Source organism: Pseudoalteromonas sp. SCSIO 43095 (assembly GCF_023650455.1).
GTDB lineage: Bacteria > Pseudomonadota > Gammaproteobacteria > Enterobacterales > Alteromonadaceae > Pseudoalteromonas > Pseudoalteromonas tetraodonis.
Genome location: NZ_CP087995.1, coordinates 732,034 through 749,747, shown reverse-complemented (window position 1 = coordinate 749,747; position 17,714 = coordinate 732,034). Strand labels below are relative to the sequence as shown.

Sequence of the window (17,714 nt, the reverse complement as noted above, 5' to 3'; positions counted from 1 at the left end):
TAACTCGACTCGCCCAAAGTTACAAGAGGTTATTGTTATCAATCAGTTTGTTTGCTCATAGATTCGACAACCGCTGCTATTTTCTGTGCACTATCTATTACTATTTTTTCTTGCTCAGCTTCAACCATTACTCGTACTACAGGCTCAGTGCCTGATTTACGCAGTAATACGCGCCCTTTATCTGCTAAGCTTTGCTCTACTTCAGCAACTGCGGCAAGCACCTCTGGAGCTTGGGTCGGATCAGTACCGGCAGTGTAACGTACGTTAATCATTTTCATTGGGTACTTAGTAAAACCGGCTCCTAAGTCTTGAAGTGTACGGTTTTGTGCTACCATAGCCGCAAGTACTTGTAAGCTTGAGATGATGCCATCACCCGTGCTGATTAAATCTAGATTCAACACATGCCCTGAGCTTTCACCGCCAATTTTCCAGCCTTTTTGCTGCAGCAGTTCCATCACATAACGATCACCGACTTTACTGCGAGCAAAAGCAATGTTTTTTGCTTTTAACGCATTTTCAAGTCCCATATTCGACATAACCGTGCCAACAACACCACCGCCTAAATTGTCATCTTGTGCAGCTTGGCAAGCAATAATATAAACCAAATCATCACCGTCGAATACGCGGCCATTATGATCAACCATCATCACACGGTCGCCGTCGCCATCATAGGCGATACCGACATCAGCTTTGTGTTCAAGTACTTTACGCTTTAATGTGTCAACATGGGTTGCGCCACATTCATGGTTAATGTTTACACCGTTTGGCTCACATGCATGGGTGATCACCTCTGCACCAAGCTCTCGCATTACAGAAGGAGCAATATGGTATGTAGCACCATTAGCACAATCTAAAACAATTTTAATTCCTTCAAGGGATAACCCTTGTGGAAACTGGCTTTTACAAAATTCAATATAACGGCCATCAGCGCTAGATAAACGTGTTGCTTTACCTAACTTGTCAGAAGCAACACAGGTCATAGGCTCGTCAAGCATCGCTTCAATTTCTAGCTCTACCTCATCATCTAACTTTAAACCTTGGCCATTGAAAAACTTAATGCCGTTATCATAATAAGGATTATGTGATGCGCTGATCACTATCCCCGCTTCAGCGCGAAACGTTTGCGCTAAATAAGCAACTGCAGGCGTTGGCATGGGCCCTAAAAGAATAACATCAATACCTGCTGCAATTAATCCAGCCTCTAGGGCAGTCTCCAGCATGTAACCTGAAATACGAGTGTCTTTACCTATAATGACTTTTTTAGTGCCATGAAGTGAGAGTACACGCCCTGCGGCCCAACCCAATTTCATCGCAAACTCTGGGTTAATAGGACCTTGACCTACTAAACCACGCACACCGTCCGTGCCAAAATATTTTCTTTCTTTCATTTAAAGTACTCCTTGTTTGCAGGCTTGATATACGCCAAGCACATCTGCGGTTTCTTTTACATCATGCACACGAATAATGTGTGCACCGTTTTGTGCGGCGATCAGTGCTCCAGCTAAACTGCCTGCCAATCTATCGTCTGTGTCTCTATTTAATAATTTACCAATCATTGACTTACGCGATAATCCCGCGAGCAAAGGAAGTCCCAATTTTGCATAATCGTTAAATTGAGCCAATATTTGATAATTATGCTTTAGTGTTTTTCCAAAACCAAAACCAGGATCTAAAATTAACTGGCTTTGTTTAATGCCAGCAGCTTCACATGCGGCTATTCGCTGGCTAAAAAAATCATTTATCTCACCCGCTAAGTCATTATAGTGAGGAGCGTGTTGCATACTACGAGGTTGTCCTTGCATATGCATTAAGCACACTGCTACCTCAGGAAACTGTGCAACCACATCGATTGCGCCGGGCTCTTGCAATGCCCGTACATCGTTGACAATATCAGCACCGGCTTCAATCGCTTGGCGCATCACCTCGGCTTTACTGGTATCGATTGAAATAACGCAGTCACTTTGCTCACGAATAGCTTTAATAATAGGAATAACACGCTTTAACTCATCTTCAAGGCTAACATCAGGTGCGCCTGGGCGTGTTGACTCGCCACCGATATCTAAAATGGTCGCACCATCATCAAGTAATTGCATCGCATGACTCAGCGCGGCAGTTGTATTTAAGAACTGACCGCCATCAGAAAATGAATCAGGGGTAACATTCACGATCCCCATAATCACAGGCTCTGCAAAATCAAGCGTTCGACCGCGCGCAAGGTTAATTTTATTATTCATCGCTAACCTTAATATGTGATAATTTTGGTTATTAACATCAAACTGATACAAAAAAGCCCCGAACTTCGGGGCTTTTGGATACGTTATTTTAACGATTATTCAGCTTTATCATCAAGGTTTGTTTCATCTTTTTTAGATTCATCAGCTGGTTTTTGTACTTCATCAACTGGTTTGTCTTTAGAAACATCTTCTTTTTCTGGTTTAGCTTCATGACGGTCATGCGCATCACGTGGTTCGCGTACAGGCTGACGAGCCATTAAATCATCAATTTGCTTCGCATCAATGGTTTCATACTTCATTAGTGCATCTTTCATTGCATGCAGAATATCAATGTTTTCTTTCAATATTGATTCTGCACGTTGATAGTTGCGGTCTGAGAATAAACGCACTTCTGAATCGATTACTTTCGCCGTCTCATCAGACATGCTCATAGAGCGACCACCGCCGCCACCCATGTACATCTCGTTTTGATCTTCAGCGTAAAGTAACGGACCTAGTTTTTCACTCAAGCCCCACTGCGTTACCATTTTACGTGCAATATCTGTAGCACGTTCGATGTCGTTACTCGCACCCGTGGTTACTTTGTCTTCACCATAGATAAGTGCTTCAGCAATTCGGCCACCGTAAAGGCTTGAAATCATTGATTCTAAAAGCTCTTTAGAGTGACTAACACGATCTTGTTCTGGTAAATACATAGTCACACCAAGCGCTCGGCCACGTGGGATAATAGATACTTTATAAACTGGGTCGTGCTCTGGCACCATACGGCCAACAATAGCATGGCCCGCTTCATGATACGCCGTCATTTCTTTCTCTTGCTCACTCATCACCATGGTCTTGCGCTCAGCACCCATCATGATTTTATCTTTAGCAGCATCAAATTCAGCCATACTTACAACACGTTTATTACCACGTGCGGCATAAAGTGCAGCTTCGTTTACAAGGTTTGCTAAATCAGCACCCGAGAAGCCAGGCGTACCACGCGCAATTACTGCCGCTTCTACGTTATCGCCTAATGGCACTTTACGCATATGTACTTTAAGGATTTGCTCACGTCCACGAATATCAGGCAAGCCAACCACTACTTGACGGTCAAAACGACCAGGACGAAGTAATGCAGGGTCTAGTACGTCAGGGCGGTTAGTTGCCGCTATCACGATAATACCTTCGTTACCTTCAAAACCATCCATTTCGACAAGCATTTGGTTTAGTGTTTGCTCACGTTCGTCGTGTCCACCGCCCATGCCAGCGCCACGTTTACGCCCTACCGCATCAATTTCATCGATAAAGATTATACAAGGAGCTGCTTTTTTAGCTTGTTCGAACATGTCACGTACACGTGATGCACCTACACCTACAAACATTTCAACAAAGTCAGAACCCGAAATAGTAAAGAACGGTACTTTTGCTTCACCAGCAACAGCCTTAGCAAGTAATGTTTTACCTGTACCTGGAGGACCGACCATAAGTACGCCTTTAGGAATACTACCGCCTAATTTTTGAAACTTAGAAGGGTCACGTAAAAAGTCCACCAGCTCGGTTACATCGTCTTTGGCTTCATCACAGCCAGCTACATCAGCAAAGGTCGTTTTGACTTGATCTTCACTCATTAAGCGGGCTTTACTTTTACCAAATGACATGGCGCCTTTGCCACCGCCACCTTGCATCTGACGCATGAAGAAAATCCACACACCAATAAGCAGGATCATAGGGAACCAAGAAATAAAAATGCTTGCTAAAAACGATTGTTCTTCAGGTTTAACACCTTTAACGTTCACATCGCTTTTTAACAAATCATTCAAAATGTCTTTGTCATAAATAGGCATAATGGTTTGAAAACGCTCGCCACTATTTTTTATGCCAGTAATTGTGCCACTACCACTTTCAATAGACACTTCTTGTATAGAGCCGCTACGGGCGTCTTTTACAAATTGACTGTAACTTGTTTGACGATCAATTTGATCGCCGCCATTAAAGCTCTGAAATACTGACATAAGCACTACTGCAATAACCAGCCAGAGTATTAGATTTTTCGCCATATCGCTCAAGGGGTTAACCTCTTGTATCCAATTAATTTAAATTCAACTAAACGCCAAGCAACTGTACTACAGTTTGTATCCAGTCGCTACTATATATACTTCCCGAGAACGGGGACGCGAGGCATCCGGTTTACGTATCTTCACTGCTTTAAAACTATTACGTACATCTTGCAAATATTGATCAAAGCCTTCACCTTGGAAGACTTTAACAATAAACGCGCCATTTTTCTTTAAAACTTGGTTGCACATATCAAGTGCAAGCTCAACCAAGTACATGCTACCTGCCTGATCAACCGAGTTATTGCCACTCATGTTAGGTGCCATATCAGACAATACCACATCTACATTTTTACCATCAATACGTTTTAACAATGCATCAAGTACCGCTTCTTCACGAAAATCGCCTTGTAAAAAGTCAACGCCCGCTAAAGAGTCCATAGGTAAAATATCACACGCAACCACTTGGCCTTTGTCACCCACTTTTTCAGCTAAGTATTGTGACCAACTCCCTGGGGCTGCGCCTAAATCAACAACGGTCATCGCTGGGCGCAATAACTTATCTTTGTTTTGGATTTCGTCTAATTTGAAAACAGCTCGAGAGCGCCAGCCTTTTTTTTGCGCTTCTTGAACATATTTATCATCAAAATGTTCTTTAAGCCAACGTTGTGAACTGGCTGACTGTTTTTTATTTGTCATAAATTAACACGCAACTAATTAGTAATATTCTCTAGATGGCGTTAGAATACCCTTAATTCAAGCCATATTCAGCAAAATTTGTAATATCATGACATTATCAAACAAACAAAAGCAGTTTTTAAAAGGTCAGGCGCATAGCCTTAAGCCTGTAGTTTTACTAGGTTCTAACGGTTTAACCGAAGGCGTAGTAGTTGAAATCCAAAGCGCACTAGAAATTCACGAATTAATTAAAGTGAAGGTGCCAACAGACGATCGTGAAACCAAAAAGCTTATTTTTGATGCTATTGTTCGCGAAACAGGGGCTACTAAATTACAGACTATCGGTCATACGATTGTGCTTTATCGTCAAAGCCCTGAGAAAAAAATTCAATTACCTCGTGGCTAATAAGGCCATTTAAAGGTAAAACAAAAAAACCAGCCATTGCTGGTTTTTTTATGCCTGCTTAAAAACCCATTGTCAGCGTTTTAACTTCATAACTATTATTTTCTAGTTTACTTACTAAATAATAATGCCCGTACTGACTCTCATCCATACTTTCAATAGCTTGGTTACTCAATAATGAAGCCAACTGCGGTGTGGTATTACTATGCCCTATTACTACCACAACGCCATTTTGTGCTAATAATTGTTTTTTCAATGTCATTAGATTAGCAGCATCATAGGTAATAACTTTAATATTATAATACGCGGCTAATGGCGCTGCCGTGTTTAGGGTGCGGTTATAGTTACTGCTGAATAACGTTATGTTTGGGTAAGTGTTAACTAACGAAACCAAGTGCTCAGCACGCGCTTGGCCTTGGGCAGTTAGAAATGGATTTTCCCCTGTTTGTTTTTCGCTATGTCGAAACAAGTAAACCTGTTCAGGGGCAGAAAAGGCGGGTTGGCAAATAAATAATAATGCTATCAACAATGTTTTTATGTGGGCGTTCATTATTGCTTCTCTCGTTTATATACTAATAGGCGATTTATAAACTCAGTTGTAAGCTCATTTATGAGTCCAGTTTCTGCATTTAAAATCAAACTAAAGCCTACATTTAAGTGCGGAAAAACCACTAAGTCACTGCGATAACCTTGCACCCAACCACTGTGGTAATAAAGCGTTTCATCATCATAATCATACACACGCCAGCCTAGCCCATAGTAGGCTTCGTTCATGTGCTCTCGCCATACTCGTCTGTAGCGTTCTTTTTTAGTATGTGTATAAGGGCGCGTTTGCGTGATCAATGCATCTAAGGATAATACCGATGGATATTGCCCTAATTGCGCATTTAACCAAATAGCCATATCTGAAGCACTGGCGTTTACCCCAGCTGCCGGAGCGACTTTATAATAATTCTTTTTTAAACGGGCACTGTACCAACGCTTTTTCCCACGCACATGAGGGTGTGCGTAGTTACTATCTTGCACCATGGCGTCGTAGCCTAAGCTTGCATCGTTCATTTTTAGAGGGATAAAAAATGCATCATTGAGCCACTGAGTATAAGTTTTGTTGGTGCTTTTTAAAATCACGTCATCAATTAAACTAAACATGACATTTTGATAGCCATAACAGTCACCGGGTTCGCATATGGGTTTTACACTTAATAGCTTTTCTACAATATCGCTATACCCCATTCGCGATTCGATTAAATTATCGTATGCATTCGGTACTAGCCCACTAGAATGGCTTAAAATATGAAAAACCTTTAAATCATCTTTGTAGTCGGTTTGTTTAAATTCAGGAATGTAATGACTAACAGGAAAATACAAATTAAGTTGTTCTTCATTTGCAAGTTTTGCCGCTAACGACCCTGCAAACGTTTTAGATACTGAGGCCAAACGAAACCGAGTGTGTGGATTAATTTTTTGCCCACTGCGCACTTTGGTATGCCCCATAGTATGTATGTAATCACGCGCTTGTGCGTTGACGATGGAAAGCGCTCCGCCCGGAATCTTTTTTACTTTTAGTTTTTTTTCTACGTAGCGTCCATAATTTTTAACAAAAGCTTCCCAGTCAGGATCTGTGCTTGCGCTTGCCTGTAAATGCGTCCCTAAAATACATAAAGCAAAAAAATAAAAGGGTAAGGAGTTAAAATACTTCATTCTTAGCTAATTTTTCTTTTTTAGTCATAATCAACCTCTATAATATCATGAACTTTTGCTCGGACTAACGTACAATATGTTCGATTAATGGCTTTTGAGTGGATGTAAAATATTTATGCGTTTTTTAGTTGTATCACTTTTTATTGTATTAGCTTCAGGTTGTGCCGTAGTTAAGCAGCCTGCAGAACCTTTAGCAATGCCTGCAAAACCTTTGCTTAAGAGTCAAACTTACCAACTTAAATATGAAACCGAGCATGCTTCACCGAAAGTAAAATCGGTGCAATTACCTGCACATAACATCAAAAAAAATCAGACTGTCAGAGTGATCGTAGACCGTGCAAGTGTCACCGACACATTAGTATCTCAAATTAGCCAAGCACTTAACGATAAACAACTAAAAGTTACCACAACCGATAACAGTGATTACACGTTAGCTATTCATCAAGTTGACCTTGAGTTTATAGATGATGCTAAGTACATCCTAGCGCAGCCAGAAAAACCTTATTCATTGTTTTCAAAAGTAGCACAGCAATTCCCTTCTCAACAATGCGCAAATATACTGGCACAAGTTAGTATGCGCCTTACACACAAAGCAACGGGAGATGTAGTGTGGTTTGCCAAATCATCAATAGATAGTGCAAGCTTTCACCGTGAGCCTCTAATCTATAGCTTTACTGAAGAAAAGAAGATCACTAACGAGTTAGAAGTTGTTGCGTTTATTCATAAACATAACACCGAACAGGCTCGGCTTAAGCGTGCTGAACTTGAAAATGAAGTAACGGCCCCTGCTTATAAAACCATCACTAAATTGAGTCGTTTAACTAAATTAAATGGGCCATGCACACGTACTGAGATCAGCGCGTTAACTCCCATGATGCAATTTTACTTGAGCAGCATACTTATCGATAAAATTAAGGTTCAGTAAATTCAGGACGACTGCTACATTTTTTTACAGATTTAGCCTAGAGTTTGACAATATACTACCCTTTTAAGCAAACTCTAATTTAGGTTCCAAGGATGAAGCATTTCCCACAAAGACATTTTTTTCGTTGTGCAGCCTTATTGTTTGCGCTCATTTTTAGTGGCCAGAGCACAGCAAGCAATCGTTACTATGCCGATAACACATTGGAACCCACTACAGGGTTTGCCTGGGACTGGAGTGCGGGAGCAGGTTATTACATAGAAGATTCTTATTTGGTGGGCATGAATTCTTATGATGTTGGCGCCGAGTTAGATTTAAGCCTTGCAGTTTCTTACGATAATTTTTACCTTGATTTTGATCATAATCAACTCAGCGGTGGACTTGTTTTAGGCTATAGCTTAATTAACAAATACGATTGGGGCCTTGATTTATTAGGCACTAATTCGCAAGCCGGGTTTGACGAACAAGGCTTAGGTATTTATAACGATGGCATTATTGAGCCACTACGCGGTATTAAAAAACGTAACTATGATTTTGATACCGGCCTTCGATTAACACGTCGATTTGAAAACTCACAAATTTCCCTTGAATACTTACATGATATATCTGGTGCTCATAATGGCTGGGTGGCAAACGTATTTTTTAGTCATATTCAGCCTTGGCGTAATTGGGAGTTTCGCTCTGGTATTGGCCTAAGTGCCTACTCTGCAGATTTTACAAACTATTATTTTGGTATTGATAGCGATGAAGCAAACGCAACTCGCCCTATTTATCAAACCAATGCCAGTACTAGTATTATGTTTGAATTTCATGCTGAATACCCCATTAATCAAGATTGGGTCTTTTTAGCAGGCTGGTTAACGACGTGGTTTTCAAAAGAAATTGATGACAGCCCAATTATTTCCCAAGGATATCAACACAAAGCCAAGGTAGGCGTGCGTTATGTACTTTAGATTTTTTTACTGTTTATTGTTTAGTTATTCAGGCTCTTTGCTGGCAGCCCCAGTGCAAATACCCGCTCAATTGAGTGCAGTACCTGATACCTGTGTGGCCTTACGTGAAGGACGTCACTGTTACGCCGATGTTGTTTTGTCATGGCAGCAAGTAGAAGTGGGAAATTATTGTCTACGCGATGCCACCTCAAAGTACATTATGCAGTGCTGGCTTAAACAGCGACAAGGTTCGTTTAATTATGCCTTTGACTCAACGCAAAGTATTTCGTTTGAACTATTTGACAGTAATACATCACAAGTCATTGCCGTCACAGAAGTAAAATTACAATGGGTGTATCAAAATAGGCAAAAAAAGCGGCGTTGGCGGTTATTTTAGTCACACACTATAAACATTATGATAGCTAAACATCATTTAGGTATGCGAAGAAAGCTTATGGATAATTACGGTACTATTTTACTGGTTGAAGATGATATTTCTCTTGCACAGTGGGTCACTGAGTATTTAACAGAGCAAGGCTATGTTGTACATGTATGTCATCGAGGTGATGAGGTTATAAGCCAAGTAAAACGTTTAAACCCACAACTTATTTTACTCGACATTATGCTGCCAGGGCTTGATGGTATTAGTGTATGTCGTGAGCTACGTAGCTTTTATCATGCCCCAATTATAATGCTTACTGCCCGCGATGAAGAAATGGATGAAGTCATTGGGCTGGAAGTCGGTGCTACCGATTACATAATAAAACCGGTACGCCCTCGCGCATTGCTTGCACGCATTAAATCAGCCTTGCGCTACAGTAGCGACACGCCTAAAACCGATGATCAAGCAAATATGATCAATATCGGTCAATTAAGTATTAATACCGAGTCACGCAACGTTTCCCTTAACCAACAGGATGTGAACATTTCAAGCGCAGAGTATTTATTACTGCATTACTTAGCCAGTAATGCAGGACAAGTTGTATCACGCGATGCGGTGTTTAAAGCAACCAAAGGCAGGGAATATGATGGCCTAGATAGAAGCGTTGATGTGCTTATTTCTGCATTGCGTAAAAAGTTTCATGATGACCCACAAAAACCAGAAAAAATTAAAACCATTTGGGGACGTGGTTATTTGTTTGTGACTACAGCGTGGTAAGTTTTAATGCCTGAGTGCTTAAAATAATTAGCGCGATAGTAATAAAAGTCACTTCAATACACCCTGCCTATTATGGAATAGCATCAATGAAAAAGTTTTATATTTCACTACTTGGCAGTGCGCTGCTTTCAATTATTGTTTTAGGTTGGCTTATTGATGCATTTAGCCAACAAGCGCATGCGCCTTTGGATGAGTTTAGCGTTCAAAGCCAGATTATTGTCGGGTTAAGTAAACAGCTCACGGCGCTTAAACCCGATGCTCGCCCACAACAAGTAACAAAACTAGCCGCTGACTTTGACCTTATACTTAACTACAAATTAAATCAGTCACTGGCACTGCCCTTAGCGCTATTAGATAAAATGCAAACCCAAGGCGGATTAATACTCGAAGATGAGCAAGGCTTTTATATGCTCTACACAAATGATGAGTTAAGTCCTTATCATTTAACCATGCGTTTAGATAAACCTTATGAGGCCACACAACGAAACGATATTATTTTAACGCTATTATTTTACACTGGCTTATGTGTTTTTATGGGTTTTATTATTACCCCTTTAGCAAAGCGCCTTACGGTGTTAAACGAAGCAGCAAAGCAATTTGCATCTGGTAATGTTAAAGCGCGTATTACCCCCTCTCGATTTACCTATATAAAAGATGTGGAACTGACCTTTAACCGTATGGCGAGTCAAATTGAAAAGCTAGTTGCTGAAAACAAGCTAATGGCCTCCAGCTTATCGCATGATATTAGAACTCCAATTGCTTGCTTACGCTTTGGTGTCGACGCCGCTCTTGATAGTCATGACGAGAGTAAAATAAAGCATTATTTAACTCGCATGGAAACCGACTTGGATCACATGGAGTCAATGCTAAAAAGCTATTTAACGTTTGCTACTTTAGAGCAAAATGCGAATAAGCTTACTTACTCATCAGCAAACCTTAAACAATACCTAAGTGATATTGTATTGCAACTTGAGCCTAGAATAACCTCTCGCTCGCTTAATATTTCTTTAGAATGTGATGATCATACCGTTTATGCTGACTTACATTGGCTGGCAAGAGCAATCACCAACTTAATTAATAATGCCTGCGACTTTGCAAATCACAGCATTCAAGTAACCGCTTCAGTACAAGAACGTTCTCTGGTGGTGAACATCGCCGACGACGGACCAGGCATTGCTCAAGAAAATAATCATAAAGTATTTAGCCCATTTTTTCGTGAACGCAGCCACCGTAATCGCAGTGATAATAGTTATGGCTTGGGATTAGCAATCGTCGCCAAAGTTGCCGATTGGCATCATGGCACTGTAAAAGTGAGTAAAAGTGAACGACTCTCAGGCGCCTGCTTCACATTAACCATCGCTCAGTTTGAACATTAATCAACAATGCAAAGATGCTCAATACAGCTGATAAACGAAATATAATTAAAAAAATTGTGCTATTTATAATCAAAATACGCACGTGTTATTTATACAGCTAAATAAAACGCAATAATTGTGCAACACAGACTAATAAGCACTTTTTATTTAATTACAATTCCAGTAGATTGTCACGGCGTCGAAAAAATAGAGAAGCAGAATAATATGAGTGCAGTAAGAGGTGAGTTTAGCTCCCGCTTTGGTTTTATAATGGCTGCGGCAGGATCAGCTGTTGGCTTGGGTAATATTTGGGGTTTTCCGACCCAAACAGCAAGTAATGGGGGCGCTGCATTTTTAGTCGCGTATTTAGTGCTGGCTTTCTTTTTAGCCTACCCCGCGCTAATGGCAGAGCTGATGATAGGTCGCCATGGGCAAGCTAATGCAGTCTCTTCATTAACTAAATTAACCACGCGACCATGGCAAAAGCAATTTGCCTTTGCTGTCGGTTTTGGTGGTATTTTATGTGCTGGATTTATTTTAAGTTTTTATGCCATTGTTGCCGGTTGGATGTTAAGTGCCACTTTAGAACCGGTAACCACATTGGTCGGGGCTGATGCCGCCTCTTTATGGTTAAGTGAACAATCGCTTACTCGTAATATTCTTTTCACTGTTTTATTTATTATTTTAACTGTTGCTATTATCAGCCGCGGTGTAGAAAACGGCATCGAAAAATGGTCTAAACGCTTAATGCCCGCTCTGCTCGGTATTTTGTTTGCCCTAATTGCCTACGTGATGACTCAAGAAGGCGCTGTTGAGGGGTTAAAAGCTTACTTAGTCCCTGACTTTTCTTCTATTTTTGACCCTACATTGTTAGTGAGTGCCTTAGGCCAAGCTTTCTTTTCATTGTCACTGGGCACCAGTGTGATGATTATATATGGCTCCTATATCAGTAAAAAAGAAAACCTTGTGTCCCTTGGCGCGTATGTAACCTTAATTGATGTGTTTATAGCGTTTGTAGCGGGTTTATTGATCATCCCTGCTATGTACGTGGCACAAGCGCAAGGTGTTGAAATATTCTCTTCAACTACAGGTAAACTTCTCTCTGAAGATACTCTCGTATTTCAGGTATTGCCTGCCTTATTTGATGGCATGGGTGGTGTAGGTTTATTTGTTGGTTTTGCTTTTTTTGCATTGATGAGTATTGCCGCACTAACTTCATCTATTTCCATGCTAGAAGCGCCAGTGTCGTACACGGTAGAGCGCTTTGCGATGAAACGTGTTCAAGCAACGTGGTTAATAGGCGCTTTAATTGCCATAGTGAGCATTATTATAGTGTGTAACCTAGGCACTTTATTTGGCTTAGTGATCACCCTAACAACCAAAATTGCACAACCTTTATTAGGGCTTATGTGCTGTATATTTGTAGGTTGGATCTGGTACAGATCGTCACTACTTAAAGCGATTCAGCAAGGTAACCCTGAGGTGCATAATACGTTATTTTGGAAAATATGGCCTTGGTATACCACGTTTGTATGCCCTGTTGCGATTAGTTTAGTGTTTTTGCACTCCCTACTAAGCTAGTTATAAGATGCATAAAAAAGGTCCACATCAGTGTAATGCAGATCAGTTAAGAATATTTTTATGATCACTTGACTGATCTTTCCATGGCTTCAAAATCCGATATTAGAAATAATATCGGATTTTTTTATGTCTCTCATTCAGCACTTCGATAACATGTCTTCATTTTTAAATGATGTACATACACTAGATAAACTTAAACAGGTTCTTGACCCTGATATTCTTGAACAAGCATTTAAACATGCAGGTGTTGCTACTGTGCGTAAAAGGCGATTACCGCTAGAAGCTATTATGTGGTCTGTAATTGGAATGAGTTTATTCCGAAACGAAACCGTTTGGGATATCGCTAATAGACTCGACATCTCTTTACCCGGAAAAAACAAATTAGTCGCGCCAAGTGCGCTAGTTCAAGGCCGACAAAGGTTAGGCTATGAGTCAGTCCAACATACATTTCAATTACTTGCACACAAAACCTTTTCCACCCAGTCTTTTGAACAATGGTGCGGACTTAATTTACTCGCTGTTGATGGCGTTAGTTTTCGAACTCATGATAATCAAGATAACAGAGAAGCATTTGGCAGTGACAGTAATCAACATGGAGAAGTAAGCTACCCACAAGTACGAATGTGTAGCCTTATGGAAGTATCTAGCCATTTACTGTTAGATAGCAGCTTTGACTCCCGTCGCATAGGTGAAATGAGCTTAGCTCAACGACTATTACCAGCCGTACCAGATAATTCTCTTACCTTGTTTGACCGCGGCTATTACTCATTAGGACTGTTGCATCAGTGGCAAAACCAAGGAGATAACAGTCACTGGATGTTACCCGCGAGGAAGGATTTACAGTATCAAGTTGAACATAGTATAAATGACAATGATAAAATAGTGATTTTGTCCACAAGTCCTCAAGCCAGAAAGAAATTTGAGTCATTACCAGAGACCTTGATGGCAAGATTAACCACCTATAAAGTGGATGGAAAAAGCTATCGTGTTCTCAGCTCTCTCATTGACCCTTTACGATTTCCATATGAAGAATTAACAGAGGTTTATACTCAACGCTGGGAAATTGAGCTGGCGTTTAGAGAAATAAAGCAGGGGTTGAATCATAGCAAACACACGTTACGTAGTAAGAAACCAGACATGGTACGTCAAGAGTTATGGGGGTTATTACTCGCTTACAATTTAATACGTATCGTCATGCTTGATGCAACTAAAGATGAGGATATTTTGCCTACACAGCTAAGCTTTAGCCAATCTATGCGACAGGTTATCGCTTTCTTTATGTTTACGCCAATACATAGTGCAAGTAAGTTGCCTATTCATTACGATGAGTTACTGACAACACTTAGATTGTTTATATTACCCGATAGGTTACCAGATAGGCATTATCCAAGGGTGATAAGAAAGAAGCCGAATAAGTACCCCTATAAAAGAAAATGCCAGTCAGTTCTTAACTGACTGGCATTACACATCAGTGGGCCTTTTTAGTGGAGCAATACTACTGCTTTAAAATCATATCTTGATGGGGTATACCATCTTCTAAATATTCATCACCAACACATTCAAAACCGAATGAACGATAAAAATTCAGTAGATAGGTTTGTGCGCCAATATAAATATCGCGAGTCGGCCATTGCGCCTTACAGCATGCTATTGCTTCATTGACTAACTGTTTGCCTAATCCAGAACTTCGCTGTGATTGAGCAACCAATACACGCCCTATCGCACTGTACTGAGCATCTTTTTCATAACAACGAGCATAGGCATATACTGTTTGCCCATCAAGTAAATAGACATGGCGTGTAGTGTCTGCGATATCGTGATCATCAAGTTCGGGGTAAGGACATGCTTGTTCTACAACGAATACGTCGACACGTTCACGCATGATTGAAAATAGGGTTTGGGAATCGAGCGCAAAGAATGGCTCACATTTAAACGCCATTTAAACACCTTTTTTATTGCAGGGCTTACCTAAAGTAAGCCCCTAAAGCGATTAAGCAAATAATCGTTCTAACTGATCACATAACTGCGATAAATTAACATGATCATGCTCTATGGTTAAATCAACATAGCCATCACTTCTAAACGCTCTGTCTAATTCAATTAATACATGGGTTTTATGTGCTTCAGGAATAAACGACAACTCTATTTCTTTTATGCCAAACAAACTGCGGCTATTAGGCTGATACTCAAGCTCTTGATAACACCCCGACACAGATTGAAAAGTAGGGGCACGTAAATGACCTTGCTCTACATCGGCTTTAACTAAACTAAAACCAAGCTTTTCCATCGCTTGCATGCATGTTTTAACCGCTTCATTAGGATAAATGTGTAAATGGTCTTTATCTGTTGGATCAAGCGCAAGGTCAATATCAAGGCCTGTTTCTAACCATACATAAGATTGATTATAACCTGCATTAATTTCAGTTATAGGCGTTTCTGAGTGTAAACGGGCTTCAAACGGAATAGTTCTTACTTCACCGGGCTCAATAATACCAATATCGGTAATGCGCCACTGGTCAATCACATGATTAGTGAAATAATCACCGTCTTCACTCGCCACTTTTACACGGGTAACTAACATTAAGTCTAAACCGGTAATTTCTTGGCTCACATCACCTGCAGTAATTACAATTTGCGCGTTAAATAATTGCCCTGGCTGAAGATGCTCGGTCTCTAAAATAGTATCTACTTTGGCGGCACCAATACCTACCGATGCTAAAATCTTTTTAAACATATTTTCTCCTTAAGCTAAGCAACTCTAATGTTTGCTTACGCTTAAACTCCTTCGTTATGGCATCTTAACCACATTTAAAAGCTCTTGTCAGCGAAAAACTGCTATTTACATGCTGTTTACGATAAAACCAGCCATATATGTGCATTTTTTATACATTGAAGCTACTTTACCTCTGCATAAACTGACAGTAGCAATCATTTGATAAATACTCTCTATCACGTAACTAACTGCGTTAAATAAGTAGATTAATTGTCAATAAGCATTGTTTTTCGCTACACTACAGTGCCTAAAAAAGTGGTATTAATAACTATGGAACTAATTTATTTTGCTACCGCCTTCGTCTGCGGTTTTGGTATATACCAGCTAAAATTGCCGCCACTTATCGGCTTTCTTATGGCTGGATTTATTCTTAATTTAGCGGGTTATAAAAGCACGGAACTGCTGGAGACAATTGCATCTTTAGGGGTTACACTGCTACTTTTTAGTATTGGCCTCAAGCTTAAAATTTCAAATTTAATAAAACCTCAAGTCTGGGCTCCGGCCACCTTACATATTATTCTAAGCAGCGCTTTATTTAGTGGCTTTATGCTACTACCGGGTGTTTTTGCACTGCCATTATTCGTCGATTTAAGTTGGCAAAGTGCGCTGTTAGTTGGTTTTGCTCTGAGCTTTTCAAGCACCGTATTTGCGGTAAAAGTTCTTGAAGAGCGCGGTGAAATGGCAAGCCTGCACGGTAAAATAGCCATTGGTATTTTAGTTATGCAGGATATATTTGCGGTTATATTTTTAGCGGTCAGTACCGGTAAGTTGCCGAATATTTGGGCCTTAGGGTTAATTATTGCCTTACCTTTATTTCGCCCTGTTATGTACTGGGTTTTAAACCGCTCTAAACATGGTGAATTACTGCCGCTATTTGGGTTTTTCTTTGCCTTAGTAGCAGGTTATAACGCCTTTGAATTTGCAGGTCTCAAAGGTGATTTAGGTGCTTTGATTGTAGGTATGATGTTCGCACCACACAAAAAAGCCGGTGAATTGTCTAAGTCATTGCTTAGCCTAAAAGATATATTGCTAGTTGGCTTTTTCCTAAGCATTGGTTTAAGTGCAGAGCTTACCGCCCACTCCTTAGTCGTCGCTTTAGTGCTGGTATTAATTATTCCAATTAAAACCCTGCTTTATTACATACTAACCAACCTATTTAAACTTCGTGCGCGTACCTCTTTGTTAACAGCATTTAGCCTAGCTAACTTTAGCGAATTTGGTTTGATTGTGTGTGCAGTTGCCGCATCTACCGGCATGGTTACCTCTGAGTGGCTTGCTGTTATTGCGATTGCGGTGTCGATCACCTTTGTAATTGCTTCTCCTTTAAATAAACGCTCTAACGAGCTATACGTTAAAATTGAACGCTTTTTATTAAAGTTTGAAAGCAAAACCCGCTTAGCTGAAGAGCTCCCAGTAAACTTAAATGACACAAAAATTGTTATTTTTGGTATGGGTAGAATTGGCACAGGTGCCTATGAAACAATAAACGCAACTCATCCGGATGTTGTTGCAGGTATTGATATTAAGCCTGAGGTAGTTGATAAGCATGTAAAGCGAGGTCGCCGAGTATTAATTGCCGATGCCACCGATCCTGATTTTTGGCAACGTGTTAACCACTCCCACGTTGAAATGGTAATGCTAACTATGCCTAAGCACATGCAAAATATTTTTGCCTTAGAGCAATTACAAGCATCGGGTTATAAAGGACAAGTAACGGCGATTGCCAACTACCCCGATCAGCAAAAAGAATTAGAAGAGATGGGAATAGACTCTACTTACAACTTTTACTTAGAAGCAGGTAGCGGTTTTGCAGAGCATGTAAAGCAAACCCTGTTTCCTTAATAGGGTTTAGATGCAAATAGATTGCATTTACATTCCTTTACATCTGCGTATTTTATTGGTTTAAATATAAGGTAAAATGTCAGTGTTGGTTTAGTAAA

General features: G+C 40.3%; 17 protein-coding genes. 9 read left to right on the top strand and 8 right to left on the bottom strand.

Translation table 11 applies throughout. The features are described from left to right. Window positions 1-38: 38 nt before the first annotated feature. From glmM to rlmE, 4 genes are all read right to left on the bottom strand, one after another. Window positions 39-1,388, bottom strand: a complete 1,350-nt coding sequence (gene glmM / locus LOC50_RS03530) for a phosphoglucosamine mutase (RefSeq protein WP_138626828.1) — start codon at window positions 1,386-1,388, stop codon at window positions 39-41. Continuing rightward, complete coding sequence (folP, locus tag LOC50_RS03525; RefSeq protein WP_013465497.1) at window positions 1,389-2,234, bottom strand: dihydropteroate synthase; 846 nt, start codon at window positions 2,232-2,234, stop codon at window positions 1,389-1,391. 95 nt (window positions 2,235-2,329) lie between these two features. Next, entirely contained in the window at window positions 2,330-4,273 is a 1,944-nt protein-coding gene (gene ftsH, locus LOC50_RS03520; RefSeq protein ID WP_250653630.1) for an ATP-dependent zinc metalloprotease FtsH, read from the bottom strand. A 66-nt stretch (window positions 4,274-4,339) separates the two neighbouring features. Continuing rightward, complete coding sequence (gene rlmE, locus LOC50_RS03515; protein WP_013465499.1) at window positions 4,340-4,969, bottom strand: 23S rRNA (uridine(2552)-2'-O)-methyltransferase RlmE; 630 nt, start codon at window positions 4,967-4,969, stop codon at window positions 4,340-4,342. An 88-nt stretch (window positions 4,970-5,057) separates the two neighbouring features. Here rlmE and yhbY point away from each other — a divergent pair, with 88 nt between their 5' ends. Beyond that, the gene (gene yhbY / locus LOC50_RS03510; RefSeq protein WP_008112687.1) at window positions 5,058-5,354 is read left to right on the top strand and encodes a ribosome assembly RNA-binding protein YhbY; all 297 of its coding nucleotides are present in this window, start codon (window positions 5,058-5,060) and stop codon (window positions 5,352-5,354) included. Between the two features lie 58 nt (window positions 5,355-5,412). On the opposite strand, the gene LOC50_RS03505 is transcribed toward yhbY, so the two are convergent. Continuing rightward, window positions 5,413-5,901 carry a histidine phosphatase family protein gene (locus LOC50_RS03505; RefSeq protein ID WP_250653629.1) on the bottom strand — a complete coding sequence of 163 codons (489 nt, stop codon included), beginning with the start codon at window positions 5,899-5,901 and terminating at the stop codon, window positions 5,413-5,415. Beyond that, complete coding sequence (locus LOC50_RS03500; protein ID WP_036981836.1) at window positions 5,901-7,052, bottom strand: serine hydrolase domain-containing protein; 1,152 nt, start codon at window positions 7,050-7,052, stop codon at window positions 5,901-5,903. The genes LOC50_RS03505 and LOC50_RS03500 overlap by 1 nt, the downstream gene beginning before the upstream one ends. A gap of 115 nt (window positions 7,053-7,167) precedes the next feature. Here LOC50_RS03500 and LOC50_RS03495 point away from each other — a divergent pair, with 115 nt between their 5' ends. The 7 genes from LOC50_RS03495 (at window position 7,168) to LOC50_RS03465 (ending at window position 14,456) form a co-directional block, all read left to right on the top strand. Further along, window positions 7,168-7,977 (top strand): hypothetical protein, encoded by an 810-nt coding sequence (locus LOC50_RS03495; protein ID WP_069438676.1) that lies wholly within the window; start codon window positions 7,168-7,170, stop codon window positions 7,975-7,977. Window positions 7,978-8,069: 92 nt separating this feature from the next. Further along, window positions 8,070-8,927 carry a MipA/OmpV family protein gene (locus LOC50_RS03490; protein ID WP_024602061.1) on the top strand — a complete coding sequence of 286 codons (858 nt, stop codon included), beginning with the start codon at window positions 8,070-8,072 and terminating at the stop codon, window positions 8,925-8,927. Beyond that, window positions 8,917-9,303, top strand: a complete 387-nt coding sequence (locus LOC50_RS03485; RefSeq protein ID WP_016899250.1) for a DUF3019 domain-containing protein — start codon at window positions 8,917-8,919, stop codon at window positions 9,301-9,303. Before LOC50_RS03490 ends, LOC50_RS03485 begins: the two co-directional genes overlap by 11 nt. A gap of 57 nt (window positions 9,304-9,360) precedes the next feature. After that, entirely contained in the window at window positions 9,361-10,065 is a 705-nt protein-coding gene (locus tag LOC50_RS03480; RefSeq protein WP_250653628.1) for a response regulator, read from the top strand. A gap of 86 nt (window positions 10,066-10,151) precedes the next feature. Continuing rightward, window positions 10,152-11,441, top strand: a complete 1,290-nt coding sequence (locus LOC50_RS03475; RefSeq protein WP_036981831.1) for a sensor histidine kinase — start codon at window positions 10,152-10,154, stop codon at window positions 11,439-11,441. A 204-nt stretch (window positions 11,442-11,645) separates the two neighbouring features. Continuing rightward, window positions 11,646-13,001, top strand: coding sequence for a sodium-dependent transporter (locus tag LOC50_RS03470; protein ID WP_250653627.1), 1,356 nt, complete (start codon window positions 11,646-11,648; stop codon window positions 12,999-13,001). 126 nt (window positions 13,002-13,127) lie between these two features. Further along, window positions 13,128-14,456 (top strand): IS4 family transposase, encoded by a 1,329-nt coding sequence (locus tag LOC50_RS03465; RefSeq protein WP_250653046.1) that lies wholly within the window; start codon window positions 13,128-13,130, stop codon window positions 14,454-14,456. A gap of 40 nt (window positions 14,457-14,496) precedes the next feature. Here the strand turns inward: LOC50_RS03465 and LOC50_RS03460 are convergent, their stop codons facing one another. Together LOC50_RS03460 and LOC50_RS03455 are read right to left on the bottom strand one after the other, a co-directional pair. Continuing rightward, a complete protein-coding gene (locus tag LOC50_RS03460; RefSeq protein WP_069438679.1) occupies window positions 14,497-14,940 on the bottom strand; it encodes a GNAT family N-acetyltransferase in 444 nt (147 codons plus the stop codon). Between the two features lie 51 nt (window positions 14,941-14,991). Continuing rightward, window positions 14,992-15,735: a sporulation protein gene (locus tag LOC50_RS03455; protein WP_013465509.1), complete on the bottom strand. Its 744-nt coding sequence runs from the start codon at window positions 15,733-15,735 to the stop codon at window positions 14,992-14,994. Window positions 15,736-16,044: 309 nt separating this feature from the next. Between LOC50_RS03455 and LOC50_RS03450 the strand changes: the two genes are divergently transcribed. Next, the gene (locus LOC50_RS03450) at window positions 16,045-17,616 is read left to right on the top strand and encodes a cation:proton antiporter domain-containing protein (RefSeq protein WP_250653626.1); all 1,572 of its coding nucleotides are present in this window, start codon (window positions 16,045-16,047) and stop codon (window positions 17,614-17,616) included. Window positions 17,617-17,714 lie beyond the last annotated feature (98 nt).